We start from the raw sequence: 22,547 nt of genomic DNA, 5'->3' as shown, positions 1-22,547 counted from the left end.
TGGTCAGGCCCAGATCCGCGACAGGTAGTCGCGCATCGAGCGGTCGGAGGAGAAGTACCCCGAGCGCGCGACGTTGAGGATGGCCGACCGCGACCAGGCGTCCGGGTCGGCGTAGGCCGCGTCGACCCGCTCCTGGGCGTCGAGGTAGGCCTGGAAGTCGGCGAACACCATGAACGAGTCCTGCTGCAGCAGGTTGTCGATGACGGGGCCAACGGCCTGGCGGTCGCCGCCGGTGAAGTGGCCGCTCGCGAGCAGGTCGATGGTGCTGCGCAGGCGCGCGTTCTCCTCGTAGACGGCGGCGGGGCTGTAGCCGCGGGCGCGCAGCTGCTCGACCTCCGGCTCGTCCATCCCGAAGAGGAAGAAGTGGTCGTCGCCGACGAGGCGGCGGATCTCGACGTTGGCACCGTCGTCGGTGCCGATCGTCAGGGCGCCGTTGAGGGCGAACTTCATGTTGCCCGTGCCCGACGCCTCCTTGCCGGCGAGCGAGATCTGCTCGGAGAGGTCGGCGGCGGGGATGAGCTTCTCGGCGAGGGTGACGTTGTAGTTCGCGGGGAACGCGACACTGAGCCGGCCGGCCACCTTCGGGTCGGAGTTCACGGTGTCGGCGACCGCGTTGACGAGGAAGATGATCTCCTTCGCCAGGTGGTAGCCGGGGGCGGCCTTGGCACCGAAGACGAAGGTGCGCGGGGTGACGTCCTCGGCGGCGACGCGGCCCGAGAGGACGTCGTCGTACAGCGAGACGATGTGCAGCAGCTTGAGGGTCTGGCGCTTGTACTCGTGCAGGCGCTTGACCATGACGTCGAGCATCGCCTCGCGGGGCAGCTCGAGGCCGTCGCGGACCTTCAGCAGGGCGTACAGCCGCTCCTTGTTGGCCTGCTTGACCGCGCGGAACTCCTCGCGGAACGAGGCGTCGTCGGCGAGCGGCTCGAGCTCGCGCAGGCGGTCGAGGTCGGTGACCCAGCCGTCGCCGATCGTGTCGGTGACGAGCTCGGACAGGCGGCGGTTCGCGAGGCGCACGAAGCGCCGCGGCGTGATGCCGTTGGTGACGTTGGTGAACTTCTCCGGCCACAGCTGCGAGAAGTCGGGCAGCACCTTGTCGCGCAGCAGCTGGCTGTGCAGCTCGGCGACGCCGTTGACCTTCGCGCCGGCCACGGTGGCGAGGTACGCCATCCGCACCGAGCGCACGGGGTGCTCGGCGATCATCGACATGCGGCGGGCGCGCATCTCGTCACCGGGGAAGGCCTCGCGGACCTCCTCGAGGAACTCGTCGTTGATCCGGTAGATGATCTCGAGGTGCCGGGGGAGCAGCTTGCCCAGGAGCTCGACCGACCAGACCTCGAGGGCCTCGGGCAGGAGCGTGTGACACGTGTAGGCGAAGCACTTGCGGGTGATCGCCCACGCCTCGTCCCACTCGAAACCCTTCTTGTCGACGAGGATCCGCATCATCTCCGGGATCGCGATGACGGGGTGGGTGTCGTTGAGCTGGAAGATGATCCGCTCGGGGAGGCGGCTTAGGTCGAAGTCGGCCGGGATGGTGTTCTCGATGAAGTCGTGCAGCGAGCAGGCCACGAAGAAGTACTGCTGCTGCAGGCGCAGCTCCTTGCCCTGGGGCGTGGAGTCCTCGGGGTAGAGCACCTTGGAGATGTTCTCGGCGAAGGTCTGGGCGCGCACCGCCTCGGCGTAGTCGCCGGAGTTGAAGATGGCGAGGTCGAACGCCTGGGTGGCCCGGGCGCTCCACAGGCGCAGGGTGTTGACGACGCCGTTGCGGTAGCCGGGGACCATGTAGTGGTACGGCATGCCGATGACCTGCCACCCGGGGGTCCAGGTCGAGGTGACGACCCCGTCCTCACCGGTGGTGGTCGACGTCTGGCCGCCGAAGCTCACCAGCACCTGGCGCTCGGGGTGCGGGAACTCCCACGGGCTGCCGAGCGAGAGCCACGAGTCGGGGACCTCGACCTGGCGGTCGCCCTCGAAGGTCTGGCGGAAGATGCCGTACTCGTAGCGGATGCCGTAGCCGATGCAGGGGACGTCCATCGTCGCGAGCGAGTCGACGAAGCAGGCCGCGAGGCGCCCGAGGCCGCCGTTGCCGAGACCGGGCTCGACCTCCTGGGCGCGCAGGGCCGCGATGTCGATGCCGCACTGGGTCATCGCCACCTCGGCGATGTCCTGGAGGTTGGTCGCGAGGAGGTTGTTGCCCAGCTGGCGGCCCAGGAGGTACTCGGCGGACAGGTAGCCGATGGTCTTCTGCTGGGCCTGGCGGCGGCGGGCGCCGGTCTCGAGCCAGTCGGCCATGAGGTAGCGGCGGATGGTGCGCGCGAGGGCCAGGTACTGGTCGTTGAGCGTGGACTGGGAGAGCAGCGTGCCCTGGCCGTAGTTGAGCTCGGCGAGGAAGGCCTCGACGAAGCCGTCGACCGTGGCCGGCGGGGAGACGACCGGGCCGGAGGCCAGCGGGTGGCTCGTCCGGTGGGCGGGGCCGATGCGGCGCGCATCGGTCGACGGTGACTCGTCGGAGACGACGGCGCGGGTGGGCACGGTTTCGGTCATCGGTACGGGTCCTTCGAACTGGCGTGCGGCGACGCAGCGACGGTGGTGCGGGGACAGAGTACAAACATCCCGCGGAAACGCTTGCACACTTCCGCGGGCGTGGTGGACCGGCTCAGGATGCGGGCGTCCGCACGAGCCGGTCGGGGGTGAGGTCGGCGCGCGAGCGGCAGCCGGTGAGCGCCATCGTGAGGTCGAGCTCGGCCACGAGGTTGCGCAGCACCTCGGCCACGCCCTCGGCGCCGCCGAGGGCCAGCCCGTAGACGTGGGGTCGTCCGATGCCGACCGCCGTCGCCCCCAGCGCCAGCGCGACGAACGCGTCGGCGCCGGTGCGCACCCCGCTGTCGAAGACCACGGGCAGGCCCGACCCGCCGGAGCGGACGGCCTCGACCACCCCGGGCAGGGCGTCGAGGGCGGCGACCGAGCGGTCGACCTGGCGGCCGCCGTGGGTGGAGACCCAGAGGCCGTCGACGCCGGCGTCGACCGCCCGGCGCGCGTCGTCCGGGTGCAGGACGCCCTTGAGGACGACCGGCAGGGAGGTCAGCTCGCGCAGCCGTGGCAGGTCCTCCCACGTGAGCGAGGGGCGGGAGAACACGTCGAGGAAGGTCTCGACCGCGGCGCGTGGCTCGGGGGAGGACAGGTTGCCGCGCAGGTCGCCGGGGTGGTTGCGGCTCAGGCTGAGCAGGGTGCGCACGGCGGCCGGCGTGGGGCGGGGCTGGGGCTCGGCGGGCGCCCCGGCCTCGGCGGCGTCCCGGGCGGCGGCCACGCGCTGGGCGACGAGCCGCTGGAACACGGGGTCGGAGGTGTACTGCGCGATGCCCTCGCCGCGGGCGAAGGGGAGGTGCCCGAGGTCGAGGTCGCGCGGGCGCCAGCCGAGGTAGGCGGTGTCGAGGGTGACGACGAGGGCCTCCGCGCCGCTCGCCTCGGCCCGGCCGACCAGGCTCGCGGTGAGGTCGTCGTCGCGGCTCCAGTACAGCTGGTACCAGTGCCCGGTGCCGCCGAGCTCGGCCGCCACCACCTCCATCGGGACCGACGCCTGGGTGGACAGGACCGGGGTGACGCCCTGCTCGCGCGCGGCCCGGGCCACGCCGAGGTCGGCGTCGTCGTGGGCCATCGACAGCACGCCGATCGGGGAGACGAGGAACGGCGTGGGGTGGCGGCGCCCGAGGAGGTCGACGCCCAGGTCGCGCTCGCCGGTGTCGACGAGGACGCGGGGGACGACCTGCCAGCGGGCGAAGGCGTCGACGTTGGCGCGGGCCGTGGCCTCGCCGCCCGCGGAGCCGGCGACGTACGCGAAGCCGCGCCTCGACATCACCCGGCTCGCGGCGTCCTCGAGGGCCGTGCCGTCGGTGGGCACCCGCGGGCGGCGGCCGAAGCTTCCCGCCCGGTAGATGGCGGACTGGGCGGCGCGGCCGAGGTCGGGCATGCCGCTTGTCTACCGGATCGACCGCTGCGGTGGTACCGGGGACGCGGGCCGGTCGGGTCGCCCTAGGGTGGCGCCATGACCCGGTTCCCGTGGGCCGCCTGGGGCCTGCTCGTCGTCGTCCTCGACCTCCCGCTGTACGGCTGGGACGTCCTGCCCGACCTCGTCGGCTACGCCTGGGTCTTCTACGGCCTCACCGGTGCGGCCGCGGTGCACCCCGCGTTCGTCCGGGCGAGGGCCGCCGCCGTCGCCGGGGCGCCGCTGTCGCTCGTCACGGGCACCCCGCTGTTCGCCGGGTCGCAGTGGGCGCCGGTGCTCTTCGCCGGGTTCCTCCTCGCGGCGATCGCCTTCGTGGTCGTGGTCCACCAGGTGCTCACCGGCCTGCTGGCCGTCGCGCCGGACGATGCCGCCGACACCCTGCGCTGGGCCGCGCCGCTGCGGACCGCCGTGCTCGTCACGGGGGCGGTGGTCGTCATCGGCATCGTCGCGGTGGCCACGCCGGTCGGCATCGCGTACCCGGTGGGCGTCCTCGCGAACGTGCTCGTCGGCATCCTCACGGTGGTCCTGCTGCACCGTGTCGCCCGCGCCGGCTGGATCGCCCCCGCTTCCGACTGAGGGGTGTGGGTGTGTGGGGGCCGCGGTTCAGGACGCGGCGACGCCCCGGCCGTGAGGACCGGGGCGTCGCGGGCGCTCGGGTGAGTCAGCGCAGGTAGGGGATGGCGCGGTCGAGCAGGCCGCGCTCCTTGAGCTCGGCGGCGAGCGGGATCTCGTAGTCGATCCAGCCACTCTGCTTGATGCCCCAGAACGACGCGTGGTCGGGGCCGTAGCCGAGCAGCTGCTTCTGGAGCGGTGTCAGCCCGGCGAACCACTCGGAGCCCTGGTCGGCGACGGCCTCGTCGAGCGGGCGGATCCAGCGGTAGGTGTAGCCGATGAACATCAGCTTGCGGATGCGCTCGCTCTTGTTCATCGAGCGGCTGTGCCACAGGCGGCGGTCGAAGATGAACGCGTCGCCGGGCTTGAGCAGCACCTCGGTGGCGCCCTCGGGCTCGATGATCGGGTCGCCCTCCTTCTCCGGGCGGCCGGAGAGGGTGTTGTTCTTGTGGCTGCCCGGGATGACCTTGGTGTTGCCGTAGCCCGGCTCCGAGAGGTCGGTGAGGGCGTAGCAGATCTTCGTCATGAACATCGGACGCACGTCCATGTCGATGTCGGAGTTCTGCCGGTAGCCGTCCTGGTGCCAGTTCCAGAAGGGCGGCTCGTCCTTGGGCGGGTTGACGTCGATGTGGTTGTGGTGCGTGTAGATGTTCCAGCCCATGGTTCCCCAGATGTAGGGGAAGGTCGTGGGCCAGCTGAGCAGCTCGACGAAGCGCGGGTCCTTGTGGAGCCAGCCCATGACGTGGATGGAGCGGTCGGGGCGCAGCTCGCCCGCGGCCTCCTCCTCGGCGTAGATCCGGTCGACGGCGTCCTCGAAGTACGCCCGGTCGTCCTCGGCGAGGGCGTTCGGGATGACGACATAGCCGTCACGGTCGTACTGCTCGCGGATCGCCGGGTCGAGCGGCTCGAACCCCGTGGCGGCTGACGTGGTCGCGGTCATGCGTGTGGTGCTCCCAACTGGTGCCCGGGTCGCGGGGGCACCCATCCGCTGCGGTCCGACCGGTCCCGTCGGGCGGCCGCGTCCTTGCCGGCCAGTCTAGGCGCGGCCGTTCAGCAGGCGGCGTAGACCCGCAGGCTCGTGGCCGGGACGGCCACCGGTCCGGGGTCGGCGGCATCGGTGTCGGCGGGCGGCTGCGGGGTCGGGTCGGCGCTGTCCCAGAGCAGGCGGTAGCCCTTCCCGCCCGGCGGGGGCGGGAGGACGACCTCGACCTCGTCGGGGCCGCCGTTGACGACGAGCAGTGCCGACGGCGCGCCCAGCCAGGACCCTGCGACGAGCATCTGCACGACGCGCACCCCGGGGTCGTCCCACCGGTGGCCCATGAGGTCGCCGTCGGCGGCGAACCACTCCATGTCGCGGGTGCCGTCGTCGTGGACCTGGCGGCCGAGGGCCCAGCCGCGCTGCCGCAGGGCCGGGAGGTCGCGGCGCACCGCGAGGAGGCGCCGGGTCGTCTCGAGGAGGTCGGCCTGCCACGGCGCGAGGTCCCAGTCGACCCACGAGATCTCGTTGTCCTGGCAGTAGGCGTTGTTGTTGCCGCCCTGGGTGCGGCCCATCTCGTCGCCGGCGGTGATCATCGGCACGCCGGTGGAGAGCAGGAGGATGCCCAGGACGTTGCGGATGGTCCGGGCCCGGGCGTCGAGGACGGCGGCGTCGTCGGTGGGGCCCTCGACGCCGTGGTTCCACGAGATGCTGCCGTTGCTGCCGTCGCGGTTGTGCTCGCCGTTGGCCTCGTTGTGCTTGCGGTCGTAGGTGGTGAGGTCGGCCAGGGTGAAGCCGTCGTGGGCGGTGACGAAGTTGACCGAGGCCGTGGGGCCGCGGTCGCGGTCGCCGAACAGGTCGCGCGAGCCGGCCAGCCGGGTGGCGAGCTCCTGGATGCCGCGGCCGGGCTCGCCGTGGGCCTGTCCCCGGCGGTCGCCCACCCAGAAGTGGCGCACGGCGTCGCGGTAGCGGTCGTTCCACTCCATGAACGGCGGCGGGAACTGGCCGGTGCGCCAGCCGTGCAGGCCGAGGTCCCACGGCTCGGCGATGAGCTTGACCGCCGAGAGCACGGGATCGGTGCGCAGGGCCACGAGGAAGGGGTGGTCGGGGTCGAAGTCGTCGCCGCGGCCCCGCCCGAGGGCCACGGCGAGGTCGAAGCGGAAGCCGTCGACGTGGTACTCCTGCACCCAGGTGCGCATGCTGTCGAGCACCATCCGGCACACCACCGGGTGGCGCAGGTCGAGGGTGTTGCCGCACCCCGTGACGTCGATGTCGCGGCCGCGTTCGTCGAGGCGGTAGTACGCCCGCTGGTCCAGGCCGCGCCACGACAGCGTGGCCCCGGCGCGGTCCTGCTCGGCGGTGTGGTTGTAGACGACGTCGAGGATGACCTCGATGCCCTCGCGGTGCAGCAGCTTGACCATGCCCTTGACCTCGTCGACGACGCCCTGGGGGTCGTCGGCCGCGGCGAAGGCCGCGTGCGGTGCATGGAAGCCGAGGGTGTTGTAGCCCCAGTGGTTGGTCATGCCCATCCGCACGAGGTGCGGCTCGTGGGTGAACGCGTGCACGGGCAGCAGCTCGACCGCGGTGACGCCGAGCGAGGTGAGGTGGGCGAGCGAGGCGGGGTGGGCGAGGCCGGCGTAGGTACCGCGCAGCTCCGGGGGGACGCCGGGGTGCAGCTTGGTCTGGCCCTTGACGTGCATCTCGTAGAGGACGGAGTCGCTGCGCGAGTGCCCCGGCGGGCGGTCGTCCTCCCAGTCGAACTCGTCGTCGACGACGACGCACCGCGGGATGTTCGCGCGGCTGTCGAGGTCGGAGCGGTTGAGCGCGTCGCCGTGCCAGTCGGCGTCGACGGTGTGGCCGTACACCTCCGGGCCCCACGTGACCTCGCCCTCGACGGCGCGGGCGTACGGGTCGAGGAGGAGCTTGGCCGGGTTGTGGCGCAGGCCCTGCTCGGGCTCCCACGCGCCGTCGACCCGCAGGTTGTAGCGCTGGCCCGGGCCCATGCCCGGGACGAAGCCGAACCACCAGCCGTGGGCCCGCTCGAGGAGGGGGATCCGACGCTCGGTCCCGCCCGCCACGTCACCCGGCTCGAACAGGCACAGCTCGACGCCGTCTGCGTGCCCGGCGTACACGGCGACGTCCGCGCCACCGTCGACGAGGGTGACTCCGGGAGCCGGCGGGAGGTCGCGCGTCAGCGGTCCCGGGGGCGGGGCGGGGCGGGGGGAGCGCGGCATGGAGGGGAGCCTAGTGAGTCGTTACGGTGGTCCCATGACCGATCCCTCGTCGCTCCCCAACTTTCCCCCGCCCCCGGACGAGCACCCGGTGCGCGGCCGGGTCCTCGACGCGCTCGTCGACCTCGGGGTGGCCCCGAACATCGACTCCGACGGCGACGTCGCCTTCATGGTCAACGACCAGCAGCTCTTCGTGCGGTGCTCCGAGGGCGACGTGCAGATCATGCGCGTGTTCGGCCAGTGGCAGATCCAGGAGGACCTCCTCGCCGACCGGGTCAAGCTCTACGAGACCTGCAACGAGCTCAACCTCAACCTCAACTGCGTCAAGAGCGGCGTCGCGGGCACCACCCTCGTCGTCACCGGCGAGCACGTCGTCACGCCCGGCTCCGACCTCACGCACCTCGTGCAGGTCTCCATCCAGGTGATCCTCTCCGGCGTCCACATCTGGCACCAGCGGGTGCAGGGCATCGACCCCACCACCGGTGAGCCCGACGGGGCCTCGTCGTGACCGACCTCGTCCGCCTCGAGGTCGAGGCCGGCATCGGCACCATCCGCCTCGACCGCCCGCCGATGAACGCGCTCAACGCCGAGATCCAGGAGGGACTGCTCGCGGTCGCCGCCGAGGCGACCACCCGCAAGGACGTCGCGGCCGTCGTCGTCTACGGGGGCGAGAAGGTCTTCGCCGCCGGCGCCGACATCAAGGAGATGGAGACGATGTCGTACACCGACATGGTCGACCGCTCCGTCCTGCTCCAGGAGTTCACGAAGGCGATCGCCGCCATCCCCAAGCCGACCGTCGCCGCCATCACCGGCTACGCGCTCGGCGGTGGCTGCGAGGTCGCCCTGGCCTGTGACTTCCGCGTCGTCGCCGAGGACGCGAAGCTCGGCCAGCCCGAGATCAGCCTCGGCATCATCCCGGGGGCCGGCGGCACCCAGCGCCTCGCGCGGCTCGTCGGCCCGGCCCGGGCCAAGGACCTCGTGTTCTCCGGCCGGTTCGTCGACGCCGCCGAGGCGCTCGCCATCGGGCTCGTCGACGAGGTCGTCCCCGCGGCCGACGTCTACACCGCGGCGAGGGCGCGTGTCGCCCGCTACGTCGGCGGTCCCTCCTACGCGGTGCGCGCCGCGAAGGAGGCCATCGACCGCGGCCTCGAGGTCGACCTCGAGACGGGGCTGGAGATCGAGCGCATCCTGTTCGCCGGCACCTTCGCCACCCGTGACCGCGCCATCGGCATGCGCCACTTCGTCGACAAGGGCAAGGGCCCGGCTCCCTTCGAGGGCGCCTGACCAGCCGTTCCACCACCGTCGCGCGTCGCGCCTGGGCCCTCGTGCTCAGGCGCGACGCCCGCGGTGCGGGCAGGATCGGGGCATGTCCGACACCGCCCTCCGGCCCCGCCGCGTGCTGAAGGTCGTGCTCGTCACCCTGGCCGTCGCGACACTGGGCCTCGGGGCGGTCGCGACCATCTCGTGGTGCTCGGTGTTCGGCTGCACCCTGTTCAGCGAGGACTTCGAACCGCACGGCGAGGAGGCGACGCGGGCCAGGGCCGCCGCGACGCCGGTGGTGGCAGGGCTCGCCGACCGGGCCTCGGTCGACGGTCGCGTCATCGGCAGCGGCACGGTCGACGGCTGCCGGACGGGGCAGAACGACTGGAAGCGCAAGGACACCTACTCGCACGAGTGCGAGGTCGCGGCGAGCCGCATGGTGGTCCTCGCGACCGACCGTGCGGACGTCGCCGATGGGCTGACCGCGCTCGACGCGACCCTGCGCGGCCTCGGGTGCGAGCCGACGACATGGGGCGGGCTGGACCGGGTCCGCGACGAGTACTGGCGCGGCGACAACCCCAACGTGCAGCGGGAGGGAGCGGCCGGGCTGCCGTCGGCCCGGTACGACTGCCCGGACGAGGTCACCGTCGAGGTCGCGCCGACCTCCACGAGCGACACCGGGGTCTCGGTCGAGGCGCTGGCCGACGGGGGGATCTGGCTCGACGACGTCCTCGCCGACGACTGGTACGCACCGGAGGACCTCCGGTCCCTGCGCGACTCCGACGCCGAGCTGGCCGTCGTCGTCACCGCGACGAAGGGGTACTACCGCACCCGCTTCTGAGGACGTGGCGCCGGTCACGGGGTGGCGACCGTCACGCCGCTCCGGTGGTGAACGGGCGCTCACCTGCTGAGAGGATGGCCGTCGATGCCCGGGCCACGACCGCCGGGCGCGCCCAGCCCCGAGTGAAGGAAGAGGACGAGGCACGCATGAACATCGTCGTCTGCGTCAAGTACGTCCCGGACGCCCAGTCCGAGCGCACGTTCCAGGAGTCCGACAAGACCGTCGACCGGGGGGCCTCCGACGGGCTGCTGTCCGAGCTCGACGAGTACGCCGTCGAGGAGGCCCTGAAGATCGTCGAGGCCGCGGGGGAGGGTGAGGTCACCGTCCTCACCGTCGGCCCCGAGTCGGCCGCCGACGCCATCAAGAAGGCCCTGCAGATGGGTGCCCACAAGGGCGTGCACGTGCAGGACGACGCGATCCACGGCTCCGACGCCGCCGCGACCTCGCTCGTCCTCGCCGAGGCCGTGAAGAAGGCCACCGACGGCTCGCCCGAGCTGGTCCTCACCGGGATGTCGTCCACCGACGGGGTCATGGGCGTCGTGCCCGCGATGCTCGCCGAGCGCCTCGGCCTGCCGCAGGTCACCTACGCCTCCGAGCTCACCGTCGGCGAGGGCACCGTGACGATCCGCCGCGACGGCGACACCGCCTCGGAGACCATCGAGGCCGCGCTGCCGGCGCTGGTGTCGGTCACCGACCAGATCAACGAGCCGCGCTACCCCTCGTTCAAGGGGATCATGGCCGCGAAGAAGAAGCCGGTCGAGCAGTGGGGCCTGGCCGACCTCGGCGTCGACGCCTCGCAGGTCGGCCTCGACGCCGCCTGGACCTCGGTCGTGTCGTTCACCAAGCGGCCGCCGCGCGAGCAGGGCCAGATCGTCAAGGACGAGGGCGACGGTGGCACCAGGCTCGCCGAGTTCCTCGCCGCCCAGAAGTTCGTCTGAGCCCCGGCTCGAAGAGACCTAGGAGACCACCATGGCTGAGGTACTCGTCCTCGTCGACCACGCCGACGGCCGCCTGCGCAAGGCGACCGCCGAGCTGCTCACCCTCGCCCGCCGCCTCGGCGAGCCCAGCGCCGTGCACATCGGCGGCGGCGCCGAGAAGGCCCAGGTGACCCTGGCCAAGTACGGCGCCCACAAGGTCTACGTCGTCGACGACGCCGACTCCAAGGGGTACCTCGTCGCGCCGCAGGCCGAGATCCTCGCCCAGCTCGTGGAGAAGGTGAAGCCGGCCGCCGTGCTGCTGCCGAGCAACGCCGCCGGGAAGGAGATCGCCGCGCGCCTGGCCATCAAGACCGAGTCGGGCCTGATCACCGACGCCGTCGACGTCCGCGCCGGCGAGGGCGGTGGCGTGGAGACCACGCAGTCGGTGTTCGCCGGCTCCTACACGGTCACCGCCACCGTCACCAAGGGCACCCCGATCATCGCGGTCAAGCCGAACTCCGCCGCCATCGAGGCCGCGCCGGCCGCCGGTGCCGTCGAGGCGTTCGAGGCGACCGTCAGCGACGCCGCCAAGGCCGCCAAGGTCACCGACACCAAGCCCAAGGCCGCCACCGGCCGCCCCGAGCTCACCGAGGCCGCGATCGTCGTCTCCGGTGGCCGTGGCACCGCCGGCGACTTCGGCCCGGTCGAGGCGTTCGCCGACTCGCTCGGTGCCGCCGTCGGCGCCTCGCGCGCCGCGGTCGACGCCGGCTGGTACCCGCACAGCAACCAGGTCGGCCAGACCGGCAAGCAGGTCTCGCCGCAGCTGTACGTGGCCGCCGGCATCTCCGGGGCCATCCAGCACCGGGCCGGCATGCAGACGTCCAAGACGATCATCGCCGTGAACAAGGACGAGGAGGCGCCGATCTTCGAGCTCGTCGACTTCGGCGTGGTCGGCGACCTGTTCGCCGTCCTACCGCAGGCCACCGAGGACGTCAGGAAGCGCAAGGGGAGCTGACCCCTCACGCACACGACCACCGCTCACGAGGCGGTTGGCCGCGGTCCGCCGCGGCCGAGGAGGGGCGACCGATCCGGTCGCCCCTTCGGCGTCGGTGGGCGGGAGTAGCGTCGGGGGAGTCCACGTGAGGGGAGGCCTCGATGACGCACCCGACGATCCTGCACACCGTCCTCGACACCACCGACGTCCGCACGCTCGCGGAGTTCTACCACCGCTTCCTCGGCCTGCGGTACCGGCCGGGCGACGAGCCGCCGCAGGAGGGTGCCGACGACGCCGACTGGCTCGTCCTCACCGGCGCCGACGGCGGCCGGTCCCTGGCGTTCCAGCAGGTCGAGAGCCTCACCCGCACGACGTGGCCGAGCCACGAGGTGCCGATGCAGCTGCACCTCGACCTCACCGTCCCCGACGTGGCGGCGCTCGAGGCCGCGCGGGCCGAGGCCGAGTCGCTCGGGGCCACGCTGCTGCTCGACCGCACCGACGACGAGGAGGAGCCGCTCTACGTCCTCGCCGACCCGTCCGGTCACCCGTTCTGCGTGTTCGTCGGCTGAGGAGGACGCCGTGGTCAGCGTGCTGTGGTGGGCGCTCGTGGGGGCGTTGGGGGCGTTCAGCGTCGCGGCCCTGCTGACCATCGGGGTGTTCGTGCTGCCGGTGGTGCTCGTGCTCGGGGCCATCGGGCTGTGGTCGGCTCGGCTGCGGCCGGGGATCCTGCCGGGCCTGCTGCTCGGCGGGTCGCTCGTTCCGCTGTGGCTGGCCTTCCTCAACCGCTCGGGTCCGGGCCGCGTCTGCGAGACCACGGCCACGTCGTCCTCCTGCGGCGAGCAGTACAGCCCGTGGCCGTTCGTCGTCGTCGCCCTGCTGATGGCCGGCGCCGGGCTCTGGCTCGTCCGTCGGGGGACCGCGGGCGTTGACCCGGCGGTGCCGGTGACCCCGACTCCCGCGGCCGGCCCGTGACGCGGCCTTGAGTCGCGGGCACCGTGGCCCCACCATGAGCGCATGGGTGTCGTCGAGTTCGAGCTGGTGCGGGTCGTCCAGGCGCCCGTCGAGGAGGTCTTCGCCCGGCTCGCCGACATCGAGGGCCACAACGCGTGGATGCCCCGCAAGGGCAGCATCCTCGGGGGGACGCAGCAGACCTCGCCGGGTGAGCCCGGGCTCGGGACGACGTACCTCGACAAGACCAGGTTCGGTCCCACCCCCGGCGAGGTCGTGGAGTTCGATCGGCCCCGCACCATCGTCTACCACTGGTGGGACCGCTCGAGGTCCGGGCGGCTGAACGCGGAGGGGTGGCCCGGCTACACGCTCGAGGCCGTGGGTGAGCGGGAGACGCGCGTGCGCCACCGCGCCCGGCTGGTCACGTACGGCGCCTACCGCCCGGCGACCCCGGTGCTGGGGATGATCGCGCGGCGCGAGCGCACCGCGACCCTGGAGGCGCTCGTGGCATCCTTCGACGGCGCCACGGGTGCGGGGCGGGCCTGACGCCCGGGCCGACCTAGACTGGACGGTCGTGACCCACTACCTCGACCACGCGGCGACCACGCCGATGCTGCCCGCCGCGGTCGAGGCGCTCGTCGAGCAGGCCGCGAAGGTCGGGAACGCCTCCTCGCTGCACACCTCGGGCCGCGCCGCGCGCGCCGTCGTCGAGGAGTCGCGGGAGCGGATCGCGGCCGTGCTGGGCGCGCGGCCGAGCGAGGTCGTCTTCACCTCCGGCGGCACCGAGGCCGACAACCTCGCCGTCAAGGGCACCCACGCCGCGCGGCGGACGGCTGACCCCGCGCGCACCCGGTTGGTCGTCAGCGCCATCGAGCACCACGCCGTCCTCGACCCCGTCGAGCACCTCGTCGAGCACGAGGGTGCGTCGGTCACGTGGCTCGAGCCCGACCGCTGCGGCCACGTCTCGGTCGACGACCTGCGCGCGGTGCTCGCAGCCCGCGCCGACGACGTCGCCCTCGTCAGCGTGATGTGGGCCAACAACGAGGTCGGCACGGTGCAGCCGGTCGCCGAGCTCGCGGCCGTCGCCCACGAGCACGGCATCCCGTTCCACACCGACGGCGTGCAGGCCGTGGCGCACCTCCCGGTCCGCTTCGACGAGTCCGGCGCCGACCTGATGACCGTGAGCGGCCACAAGGTCGGCGGCCCCCTCGGGGTGGGTGCGCTGCTCGCCCGCCGCGACGCCCGGCTGGTCCCGCTCGCGCACGGCGGTGGGCAGGAGCGCCAGGTCCGCAGCGGCACCCTCGACGTCCCCGCCATCCGGTCGCTCGCGGTGGCCCTCGAGGCGACCGTGGGCGCGCGCGACGTCGAGACCAAGCGGGTCATGACGCTCCGCGACCGGCTGTGCGAGGGCGCCCTCGCCCTCGGGCTGGGCATCTCGGTCAGCGGCTGCTGGACCGCTGGTGACGCCGCCCGCCGCCTCGCCGGCAACGCCCACCTCCTCGTCCCCGGCTGCGAGGGCGACTCGCTGCTCTACCTCCTCGACGCCGCCGGCGTCGAGTGCAGCACCGGGTCGGCCTGCCAGGCCGGGGTGCCGCAACCGAGCCACGTCCTGCTCGCCATGGGCTACCCGGAGGCCGAGGCGCGCGGGGCGCTGCGCCTCTCCCTCGGGCACACCTCCACCGACGCCGACGTCGACGCCGTCCTCGCCGCGCTCCCGGGCGTCGTCGAGCGCGCCCGACGGGCGGGAGGCTTCCGCTGATGCGCGTCGTCGCGGCGATGTCCGGCGGGGTCGACTCCGCGGTCGCGGCCTCGCGGATGATCGAGGCCGGCCACGAGGTCGTCGGGGTCCACCTGGCCCTGTCGCGCTCCGCGGCGACGCTGCGCGAGGGTGCCCGCGGCTGCTGCACCATCGAGGACGCCGGTGACGCCCGCCGTGTCGCCGACCGGCTCGGCATCCCGTTCTACGTGTGGGACCTCGCCAGCCGGTTCGAGCGCGACGTCGTCGAGGACTTCGTCGCCGAGTACGCCGCCGGCCGCACGCCGAACCCGTGCCTGCGGTGCAACGAGCGGATCAAGTTCGCCGGGCTGCTCGACAAGGCCGTGGCGCTGGGCTTCGACGCCGTGGCCACCGGGCACTACGCGCGGGTGGTCGAGGGGCCGTCGGGGCGCGAGCTGCACCGGGCGGTCGACCACGCCAAGGACCAGTCCTACGTGCTCGGCGTCCTCGACGCCGAGCAGCTGTCCCGCGCGTTCTTCCCCCTCGGCGACTCCACCAAGCCGCAGGTGCGCGCCGAGGCGGCCGAGCGGGGCTTCGCCGTGGCGAAGAAGCCCGACAGCCACGACATCTGCTTCATCCCCGACGGCGACACCCGCGGCTGGCTCGACCGCCGGCTGGGGCAGCGCGAGGGCGCGCTCGTCGACGCCACCACCGGTGCCGTGGTCGGCACCCACACCGGGGCGCACGGCTTCACGGTCGGCCAGCGGCGCGGCCTCGGCCTCGACCGCTCCTCGATGGACGGCGACCCGCGCTACGTCGTGGAGGTCGACGCCCCCGCCAACCGGGTCGTCATCGGGACCGCCGACCTGCTGGGCGTCGACGTCGTCGAGGGCGAGCACCTGCGCTGGTGCGGCCCACCGCCGGTCGGCTCGGTGCGGGTCGGCGCCCAGGTGCGCGCTCACGGCGAGGAGGTCCCGGCCACCGCGCAGGTGGGGGAGGGCGACGCGCTGCGGGTCGTCCTCGACCGCCGGGTCCGCGGGGTCGCCCCGGGGCAGTCGGTCGTCCTCTACGAGGGGACGCGCGTCATCGGCTCCGCGACCATCCGCGCCACCTCCCGCGCCTGAGGACCGGTGCCACCGACGACGCCGGCCGGCCCCTGACGGGACCGGCCGGCGCGGTGGTGCGGGTGCTGCGTCAGCTCACGACGCGGAAGGCGTTGACCTCACCGGCGCCGTAGAAGCCGTTCTTCGCCCCGCCGGAGCAGGTGGCCACGTACGCGGTCCCGAGCGCGGGCGTCGGGTTGTACGTGCCCGAGGGGCACGCCAGCGGCGACGCCGTGCGCTGGAGGAAGGACGCCAGCTGGCCCGGCTGCATCTCCGGGTGCGCCGAGACGGCGAGGGCCGCGACACCGGCGACGTGCGGGCCGGCCATCGAGGTGCCCTGCTTGTAGCCCCAGCCGTTGGTGCGGGTCACCGTGTTGAAGGTGGTCGACAGGATGCCGTCGGTCGGGGTGGACTTGGCACCCTGGGTGCGGAAGCGGGTGTCACCGCCGGGAGCCGCGACCTCGACGACGCCCTGGCCGTACGACGAGTAGTACGACTTCTGCTGCGTCGGGCCGGTGGCCGACACGGTGACGACGCCGGGGGCCTCGGCCGGGAGGTCGACGCACGCGCCGTTGATGGTGCGGGTCTCCACCGGCGAGCTGCCGTCGTTGGGGCTCGCGTCGTCGACGAACTTGTGCTGGAGGTCGACGTTGCTGTTGCCCGCCGAGGCGACGGTGAGGACGCCCTTGTTCTGCGAGTAGCGGATCGCGCGCTGCACGGCCTGCCACACCGGACGCTGGCGGGGGTCGTTCTTGCAGTTGAACTCCCACGGGTCGATGTAGTAGCTGTTGTTCGTCACCTGCATGCCGTGGTCGGCGGCCCACATGAACCCGCAGACGGCGGCCTCGGGGTAGATGTAGCCGGCGTCGGAGACGACCTTCACCGAGGCGACCTTGACGCCCGGGGCCACGCCCGCGATGCCGACGTTGTTGATGGCTGCGGCGATCGTGCCCGCGACGTGCGTGCCGTGGTCGGAGGTCGTGGGGTTCCACGCCGCCTCGCTCGTGTCGACGACGCCGCCGATGCACGAGGCGCTCTTGTCCTTGGCGATCTGGGTCGCGAGGTCGGGGTGCGTGCTGGAGATGCCGCTGTCGAGGACGCCGACGGTGACGTCGGGGCTGCCCGTCGTCACGGCGTGCGCGTCGTCGACGTCGATCTGGCGCATGTCCCACTGGTTGGCCCACAGGGGCTCAGCCGTCGGGTTGCCCGCGGCGTCGGCGACGTCCTGCGCGCTGAGGGAGGTGGTCTCGCCCTCGTCGAGCAGGCTGCCCAGGCCCGCGGTCGAGGCGACGGACTCGACGCCGGAGCCGGCGACGGCCGTGGTGAACGCGCTGTTCGTCGAGCGGGCGACGAGGACGCCGATCGCGTCGTAGCGGGCGACGACGGTGCCGCCGGCCGCGGTGACGCGGTCCTTGGCCTTCGTCGTGCCCTGGCCCTGCGGCGCGAGGACGAGGTAGGTGGTGTCGGCACCGGCCGCCGCGGGTGTCGCGGTGGCGGTGCTCGCGGCGCCGGCGAGGACGGCTCCGGCCGCCAGCACGGCGGCGCTCGCCGTGCCGAGGAGTCTGGTGCGGGGTACGCGGGTCACGTGGCTCTCCCTTGAGTGCGTGGAAAGCGCCGACGGGTGACGTCGGCGCCCGGCCAACGTAGGTCGGGTCGCGGAGGTCGGCAACCGGGGGAGGAGATCGGGCGCTCGGGTGGCGGAATAGTTGATGTGTCAACTATCGTTGGACGTGTCGAACCCCGCAGAGGGGACCGATGAGCCTGAGGAGCTGATCACCATGCCGGCCGTGACCGTCGAGAACGTCCTGACCCTCCCGCGGGTCTCCGACCCCGTCGCCACCGCCGTGAGCCGTCCCGTCCGGTCGGTCACGACGGCCCCGCAGGGCTTCGAGGGCGAGGGCTTCCCCGTCCGCCGCGCGTTCGCCGGCGTCGACCTGGCGGCCCTGGACCCCTTCATCCACATGGACCAGATGGGCGAGGTCGAGTACGCGCCGGGCGAGCCCAAGGGCACCGCGTGGCACCCACACCGCGGCTTCGAGACCGTCACCTACATCATCGACGGCTCGTTCGTGCACCGTGACTCGCACGGCGGCGGTGGCGTCATCTCCGACGGCGACACCCAGTGGATGACGGCCGGTTCCGGCCTGCTGCACATCGAGGTGCCCCCGGAGGAGCTCGTCGTCAGCGGCGGCCTCTTCCACGGCCTCCAGCTGTGGGTGAACCTCCCGAGCAGCCAGAAGATGTCGCCCCCGCGCTACCAGGACATCCGTGGTGGCGAGGTCGCCCTGCTCTCCAGCCCCGACGGCGGCGCCCTCGTGCGCGTCATCGCCGGCGAGCTCGACGGCCACGCCGGCCCCGGCATCACGCACACGCCGATCACCGTGCTCCACGCGACCATCGCGCCGGGCGCCCGGGTGCGCCTGCCGTGGAACCAGGACTACAACGCGCTCGTGTACGTGCTGGCCGGCAACGGCACGGTCGGCCCCGACCGCCGCCCCCTGCGGATGGGCCAGCTCGCGGTGCTCGGTGCCGGCGACGTCATCGAGGTCGGCGCCGACGACAGCCAGGAGAGCCGCAGCCCCAGCCTGGACCTCTACGTCCTCGGCGGCCGCCCCATCCGCGAACCCGTCGCGGCGTACGGCCCGTTCGTCATGAACACCCGCGCCGAGCTCGTCCAGGCCTTCGAGGACTTCCAGGCCGGGCGCCTGGGCACCATCCCCTCCGAGCCGCACCCCGGGCACGACGTCCTCTGACGCCGCTGCGCCCCGGGCCGACCACGGTCAGCCCGGGGCCGGGTGCCGTCCGAGCATGATGACGGCCGCCGTCCGAGCGGCCCGGCCGGCGATCTCGTCGGCCGCCTCGGCCCGCAGCTCGACCGGGACCGCGAGCAGGCGCATGGCGTCGTCCCACACCTGGTCGCGGAAGACCTCGACCACCTCGGCGAAGACCCATTCGTCGATGCCGCCGAACCACTCGTCCAGCACCGTGGTGCTCGGCGCCCACGCGGCGACGACGTCGCGCTGCACCTCGTCGGTCGTGGCGCGGATCGTGTCGTTGACCCGCCTGTGGTCGGCGCGGCGGGCGTCGCGCGCGGCCTCGTCGAGGCCGGGCCAGTCGTCGAGGACGTCGACGATCGCCAGCGCGAGGTCGTGGTTGATGTGCGCGTTGATGCCGAGCAGCAGCGCCTGCAGCGGGTGGCAGCACGGGTCGGCGCACGCGTCGAACGCCACCCGCCACACGGCCGGGCAGGTGTCGAGCGGGTCGGTCACCTCGTGCGCCTCGACCGCGTCGACGGCCTCGAAGTAGTAGTCGGCGAACCGGTCGAGCAGGCGGGCGACCCACACCGGGTCGTGGAAGCCGCCGGCCGCCAACCCCTCGAGCATCCGCTGCGTCATCAGGCGGTAGCAGTCGGCGAACAGCGCCCTGCGGTCGCCCGTGACGACCCAGCCGTCGCGCAACGCGATGAGCCGCAGCTCGGCGGAGGGGTCCGACATGGCGGCAGCCTAGGCGCGGGACGCCCCCGGGACCACCGGTCCCGGGGGCGTCGTCACGCCGGTCGTCGGACGGGTCAGGGCGCCCGGTAGGTCTGGGTGCCGTAGCCCTTGCGCATCGTCGCGCGGTTGAACGCGAGCCAGCGCGACTGGGTGCCGATGCCGCCGGTGGCCACGCCCGCGGCGCGCAGCACCCGGGTGGAGTGGCTCGACGTCTGCGAGCCCCACACGCCGTCGATCGTCGTCGGCAGGCCCCAGACGTAGCGGCAGGACGCCTGGACGTGCAGCACCTGCGCCCTCGACGTGGAGTCGAAGCTGCTGTTCACCGTGCCGGAGACGAGGTTGTCGATGTGGATGTGGTTGTGGTGGTCCCCGTTGTAGAGGTAGGTCAGCACGTTGCGGAAGTGGTAGTGCGTCGACGCCGACGTGGCCCAGTAGTGGCGCCGCGCGGTGGTGAGGTCGCTGCCCGACCAGTTCTTCCAGATGTCGTACCGGGCGATGAAGCGCCGGGTGCTGCCGGTGTAGATGCGCGACAGGTCGAAGCCGCGGCCGTTGTTGTGCGCCTCGGTCGGGCGGCCGTCGTAGTGGGCGCCGTAGCCCCAGACGCGAGAGGCGTTGGGGTAGCTCGCCGGGGTGTTGGCGTTCCAGAACGCGAGCCAGGTGTTGAGCCGGTCGTGGAACGAGGGCCGGTAGCCCCAGCTCGCCAGCGCCTGGTTGACCTCGTAGACCGTGCGGGCCCCGTTGATCGTCGAGTACGTGGTGATGGTGCCGTGCGCGGACGCCGGTGCGGCAGTGGCCAGCCCGGCCGCACCCGCCCCGACGAGACCGAGCGCCCCCGCGCCGATCGTCCCCCCGACCAGGCTGCGGCGGCTCGCCGTGTGGTCGTCGTGTGTCATGCGTGAGTTCCCCTCTCGTGTGTCGGGGACACGTCCCCCGTGCCCCCCGCAGCGACGCTAGGCGCGCGCCCCGGCGGGGTCGATGGGGAGGACTCCCCGGGGAGCCCGGTCAGCCGCGGGCGGCGACGACCGCGGCCAGCACCCGCACCGCGGCATCCGCCGCGGTCTCCGGCAGGCCGGCGTAGCAGAGCACGAGGCCGCGCACCGGCGCCTCGATCGCGTACGCCGAAAGCGGGCTCGCCGCCAGGCCGCGCCCGGCGAGGTCGGTGACGACGTCGAGGTCGTCGACGTCGTCGGGCAGGCGCAGCACGACGTGCAGTCCGGCGTCGACCCCCTCGAGGTGCGCGCCGGGCAGGTGGCGGGCGACGGCCGCGACGAGGGCCGCGCGCCGGGCGGCGTAGGTGCGGGTGACCCTCGCGTGGTGGGCGGCCAGCGCGCCGCTCGCGACGAACTCCGCCAGCGCCAGACCGGTGGCCTCGTTGACGACCAGCCCGCGGCTCTCGAGCTCGACCCGCAGCGCCTCGCGCAGGTGCGACGGGGGAGCGACCCAGGCGACCCGCAGCGACGGCGCGAGCAGCTTGCTCGCCGTGCCGACGTAGACGACGTGGTCGTCGGCGCCGGGCAGCGACCGCAGCGCGGGCAGGGGCGAGACGTCGTAGCGGAACTCCCCGTCGTAGTCGTCCTCGATGACGACCGCACCGGTGCGGCGGGCGTGGTCGAGGAGCTGGACCCGGCGCGTCACCGGCATCCGGGCGCCGAGCGGGTACTGGTGCGAGGGCGTGACGTAGGTGGCCGCGGCGTCCTCCGGCACCTGGTCGGGGTCGAGGCCGTCGGCGTCGACGGGCACGGCGACCACGCGCACCCCCTCCGCCGCGAAGGCCGTCCACGCCTCCACGTACCCGGGGTCCTCGAGGACGACGGTGCGGCCGACCAGCCCGAGGGGGCGGGGGAGCGCGCGCAGCGAGGCGCCGACCCCGGGGACGACGAGGAGGTCGGCGGGGTCGATGGCGACGCCGCGGCTGCGCCGCAGGTGGTCGGTGAGCACCTCGCGCAGCCGGCGGTGCTCGGGACCCGCCCCGGCGTCGTTGCCGGGCACGACCGAGCCGGCCGTGCGCCAGGCGCGACGCCAGGCCGCGGCGTCGAGGAGCGAGGTGTCGGGGCGTCCCGGCCGCAGGTCCCAGCGGGGCCCGGGGGTGGCGGCAGCCTCGACGGCGGCCTCGGCGCCGGGGGTGGCGTGGACGTGGGTGGCGGCACCCGCGCGGGCCGCGCGGTCGGCATCGGCCGCGACGACGGCCCCGGACCCTGCCCGGCTCACGACGAAGCCTGCCGCCGCTAGCTCGTCGTAGGCGGCGACGACCGGTCCCCGCGACACCCCCAGGGCGGTGGCCAGCACCCGGGTCGAGGGGAGCGCGTCGCCCGGGCGCAGCCTCCCGGCGCGCAGCTCGGCCACGACGGCGTCGGCGACCCGGTGGCGCAGCGGCGCCGGGCCGTCGAGGACCCGCAGCGGCAGGTCGAGGGGGCGTGCGGGACGGGGCACGGGCGCGACGATACTGGTCCAGTGGTTCACGGCGGAAGTGGTTCTCGGCATGGACCACTTGGATGGGGGAGGATGACGTCTCGTGAGCGGGCTGGAGATGCGACCGGGGTGTGAGTGCTGCGACGTCGACCTGCCGGCCGACGAGGTCGGGGCCGTCGTCTGCTCGTTCGAGTGCACGTGGTGCTCGGGCTGCGCCGAGCACCTCGAGCGCGCCTGCCCGAACTGCGGTGGCGCCCTGATGCCGCGCCCCACCCGGGTGGGTGACGCGCTCGTGCGCCACCCCGCCTCCACGACGCGCGTGGTGTCCGACGAGCCCTGCCCCGGACCCGGGTACGTGGGGCGGGCCCGGCCCACCCAGCGGCTCACCCGCAAGCCCGAGCGCGGCGCCCCCGACCGCGCGGCCCTGGACTCGCTCCTCGACGAGGTGCTCGCCGGCACCCTGTCCACCGTGGTCGACGGGCGCCCGTGGGTCGTCCCCATGCTCTTCGCCCGCGACGGCGACCGGCTCCTGCTGCACGGGTCCACCGGGGCCGGTGCGCTGCGCCAGGTGGCGGCCGGGGCGCCGGCCGTCCTCAGCGTCACCGTCGTCGACGGCCTCGTCGTCGCCCACACGACCTTCGACTCCTCGGCCAACTACCGCTCGGCCGTCGTCCACGGCGAGCTGGTCAACCTCACCGGCGCCGACCGGGCGAGCGCGCTCGAGCGCATCTCCGAGCGGCTGATCCCCGGCCGTACCGCAGAGGTCCGCGCGTCGACGCCCAAGGAGGAGGCGGCCACCCTGGCGATGGCGCTCCCCATCACCGACGGGCACTGGGTCCTCAAGGCGCGCTCCGGTGGCCCGTCGCTGCCGGAGGACGACGTCGACGGGGCCTGGTGCGGGGTCGTCCCGCTGCGCGTCGTGGCCGGGGAGCCCGAGCCCGCCCCGTGGTCGGTGGAGGACGGGGTGCCGGTGCCGGCGTCCGTGACGGGCTTCGTCGCGTCGGTCGGAATGGGAGCGCGATGAGCGAGGTTGTGGTGCAGG

21 protein-coding genes are annotated in these 22,547 nt (G+C 73.4%); 13 read left to right on the top strand and 8 right to left on the bottom strand.

Going from position 1 to position 22,547, the window contains the following annotated elements:
- Positions 1 to 3: 3 nt before the first annotated feature.
- A complete protein-coding gene (locus ACFLFB_RS13695; RefSeq protein WP_392542736.1) occupies positions 4 to 2,544 on the bottom strand; it encodes a glycogen/starch/alpha-glucan phosphorylase in 2,541 nt (846 codons plus the stop codon).
- A 112-nt stretch (positions 2,545 to 2,656) separates the two neighbouring features.
- Positions 2,657 to 3,967 (bottom strand): alpha-hydroxy-acid oxidizing protein, encoded by a 1,311-nt coding sequence (locus ACFLFB_RS13690; RefSeq protein ID WP_392542735.1) that lies wholly within the window; start codon positions 3,965 to 3,967, stop codon positions 2,657 to 2,659.
- A 75-nt stretch (positions 3,968 to 4,042) separates the two neighbouring features.
- On the opposite strand from ACFLFB_RS13690, the gene ACFLFB_RS13685 reads away from it, so the two are divergent.
- A complete protein-coding gene (locus ACFLFB_RS13685) occupies positions 4,043 to 4,579 on the top strand; it encodes a hypothetical protein (RefSeq protein WP_392542734.1) in 537 nt (178 codons plus the stop codon).
- Between the two features lie 85 nt (positions 4,580 to 4,664).
- Here the strand turns inward: ACFLFB_RS13685 and ACFLFB_RS13680 are convergent, their stop codons facing one another.
- Both ACFLFB_RS13680 and glgX read right to left on the bottom strand, forming a co-directional pair.
- Positions 4,665 to 5,555 carry a phytanoyl-CoA dioxygenase family protein gene (locus tag ACFLFB_RS13680; protein WP_392542733.1) on the bottom strand — a complete coding sequence of 297 codons (891 nt, stop codon included), beginning with the start codon at positions 5,553 to 5,555 and terminating at the stop codon, positions 4,665 to 4,667.
- Between the two features lie 110 nt (positions 5,556 to 5,665).
- Complete coding sequence (glgX, locus tag ACFLFB_RS13675) at positions 5,666 to 7,825, bottom strand: glycogen debranching protein GlgX (RefSeq protein ID WP_392542732.1); 2,160 nt, start codon at positions 7,823 to 7,825, stop codon at positions 5,666 to 5,668.
- Between the two features lie 34 nt (positions 7,826 to 7,859).
- Here glgX and ACFLFB_RS13670 point away from each other — a divergent pair, with 34 nt between their 5' ends.
- The 10 genes from ACFLFB_RS13670 (at position 7,860) to mnmA (ending at position 15,623) form a co-directional block, all read left to right on the top strand.
- Complete coding sequence (locus ACFLFB_RS13670) at positions 7,860 to 8,330, top strand: T3SS (YopN, CesT) and YbjN peptide-binding chaperone 1 (protein WP_392542731.1); 471 nt, start codon at positions 7,860 to 7,862, stop codon at positions 8,328 to 8,330.
- Entirely contained in the window at positions 8,327 to 9,106 is a 780-nt protein-coding gene (locus ACFLFB_RS13665; RefSeq protein WP_392542730.1) for an enoyl-CoA hydratase/isomerase family protein, read from the top strand. Before ACFLFB_RS13670 ends, ACFLFB_RS13665 begins: the two co-directional genes overlap by 4 nt.
- A gap of 82 nt (positions 9,107 to 9,188) precedes the next feature.
- Positions 9,189 to 9,923 carry a hypothetical protein gene (locus ACFLFB_RS13660; RefSeq protein WP_392542729.1) on the top strand — a complete coding sequence of 245 codons (735 nt, stop codon included), beginning with the start codon at positions 9,189 to 9,191 and terminating at the stop codon, positions 9,921 to 9,923.
- Between the two features lie 146 nt (positions 9,924 to 10,069).
- Positions 10,070 to 10,861, top strand: coding sequence for an electron transfer flavoprotein subunit beta/FixA family protein (locus ACFLFB_RS13655; protein WP_392542728.1), 792 nt, complete (start codon positions 10,070 to 10,072; stop codon positions 10,859 to 10,861).
- A gap of 31 nt (positions 10,862 to 10,892) precedes the next feature.
- Positions 10,893 to 11,855 (top strand): electron transfer flavoprotein subunit alpha/FixB family protein, encoded by a 963-nt coding sequence (locus ACFLFB_RS13650; RefSeq protein ID WP_392542727.1) that lies wholly within the window; start codon positions 10,893 to 10,895, stop codon positions 11,853 to 11,855.
- Between the two features lie 140 nt (positions 11,856 to 11,995).
- Complete coding sequence (locus ACFLFB_RS13645) at positions 11,996 to 12,403, top strand: VOC family protein (RefSeq protein WP_392542726.1); 408 nt, start codon at positions 11,996 to 11,998, stop codon at positions 12,401 to 12,403.
- A gap of 10 nt (positions 12,404 to 12,413) precedes the next feature.
- Positions 12,414 to 12,806, top strand: coding sequence for a hypothetical protein (locus ACFLFB_RS13640; protein ID WP_392542725.1), 393 nt, complete (start codon positions 12,414 to 12,416; stop codon positions 12,804 to 12,806).
- 42 nt (positions 12,807 to 12,848) lie between these two features.
- The gene (locus tag ACFLFB_RS13635) at positions 12,849 to 13,328 is read left to right on the top strand and encodes an SRPBCC family protein (protein WP_392542724.1); all 480 of its coding nucleotides are present in this window, start codon (positions 12,849 to 12,851) and stop codon (positions 13,326 to 13,328) included.
- Positions 13,329 to 13,356: 28 nt separating this feature from the next.
- Entirely contained in the window at positions 13,357 to 14,541 is a 1,185-nt protein-coding gene (locus tag ACFLFB_RS13630; protein WP_392542723.1) for a cysteine desulfurase family protein, read from the top strand.
- A complete protein-coding gene (gene mnmA, locus ACFLFB_RS13625) occupies positions 14,541 to 15,623 on the top strand; it encodes a tRNA 2-thiouridine(34) synthase MnmA (protein WP_392542722.1) in 1,083 nt (360 codons plus the stop codon). The genes ACFLFB_RS13630 and mnmA overlap by 1 nt, the downstream gene beginning before the upstream one ends.
- A gap of 70 nt (positions 15,624 to 15,693) precedes the next feature.
- Here mnmA and ACFLFB_RS13620 read toward each other — a convergent pair whose 3' ends face one another.
- Entirely contained in the window at positions 15,694 to 17,187 is a 1,494-nt protein-coding gene (locus ACFLFB_RS13620) for a S8 family serine peptidase (RefSeq protein WP_392542721.1), read from the bottom strand.
- A gap of 193 nt (positions 17,188 to 17,380) precedes the next feature.
- Here ACFLFB_RS13620 and ACFLFB_RS13615 point away from each other — a divergent pair, with 193 nt between their 5' ends.
- Positions 17,381 to 18,355, top strand: coding sequence for a pirin family protein (locus ACFLFB_RS13615; protein ID WP_392542720.1), 975 nt, complete (start codon positions 17,381 to 17,383; stop codon positions 18,353 to 18,355).
- A 27-nt stretch (positions 18,356 to 18,382) separates the two neighbouring features.
- Here the strand turns inward: ACFLFB_RS13615 and ACFLFB_RS13610 are convergent, their stop codons facing one another.
- From ACFLFB_RS13610 to ACFLFB_RS13600, 3 genes are all read right to left on the bottom strand, one after another.
- Entirely contained in the window at positions 18,383 to 19,096 is a 714-nt protein-coding gene (locus ACFLFB_RS13610; RefSeq protein WP_392542719.1) for a DUF5995 family protein, read from the bottom strand.
- Between the two features lie 74 nt (positions 19,097 to 19,170).
- Complete coding sequence (locus tag ACFLFB_RS13605) at positions 19,171 to 19,989, bottom strand: hypothetical protein (RefSeq protein WP_392542718.1); 819 nt, start codon at positions 19,987 to 19,989, stop codon at positions 19,171 to 19,173.
- Positions 19,990 to 20,098: 109 nt separating this feature from the next.
- On the bottom strand, positions 20,099 to 21,526 hold the full coding sequence (locus tag ACFLFB_RS13600) for a PLP-dependent aminotransferase family protein (protein WP_392542717.1): 1,428 nt from the start codon (positions 21,524 to 21,526) through the stop codon (positions 20,099 to 20,101).
- Between the two features lie 82 nt (positions 21,527 to 21,608).
- Between ACFLFB_RS13600 and ACFLFB_RS13595 the strand changes: the two genes are divergently transcribed.
- The gene (locus ACFLFB_RS13595) at positions 21,609 to 22,529 is read left to right on the top strand and encodes a DUF1272 domain-containing protein (protein WP_392542716.1); all 921 of its coding nucleotides are present in this window, start codon (positions 21,609 to 21,611) and stop codon (positions 22,527 to 22,529) included.
- Positions 22,530 to 22,547 lie beyond the last annotated feature (18 nt).

This window comes from Oryzobacter telluris, assembly GCF_043099285.1.
Classification (GTDB): Bacteria; Actinomycetota; Actinomycetes; order Actinomycetales; family Dermatophilaceae; genus Oryzobacter; species Oryzobacter telluris.
This window is presented reverse-complemented; position numbering and strand designations above follow the sequence as displayed.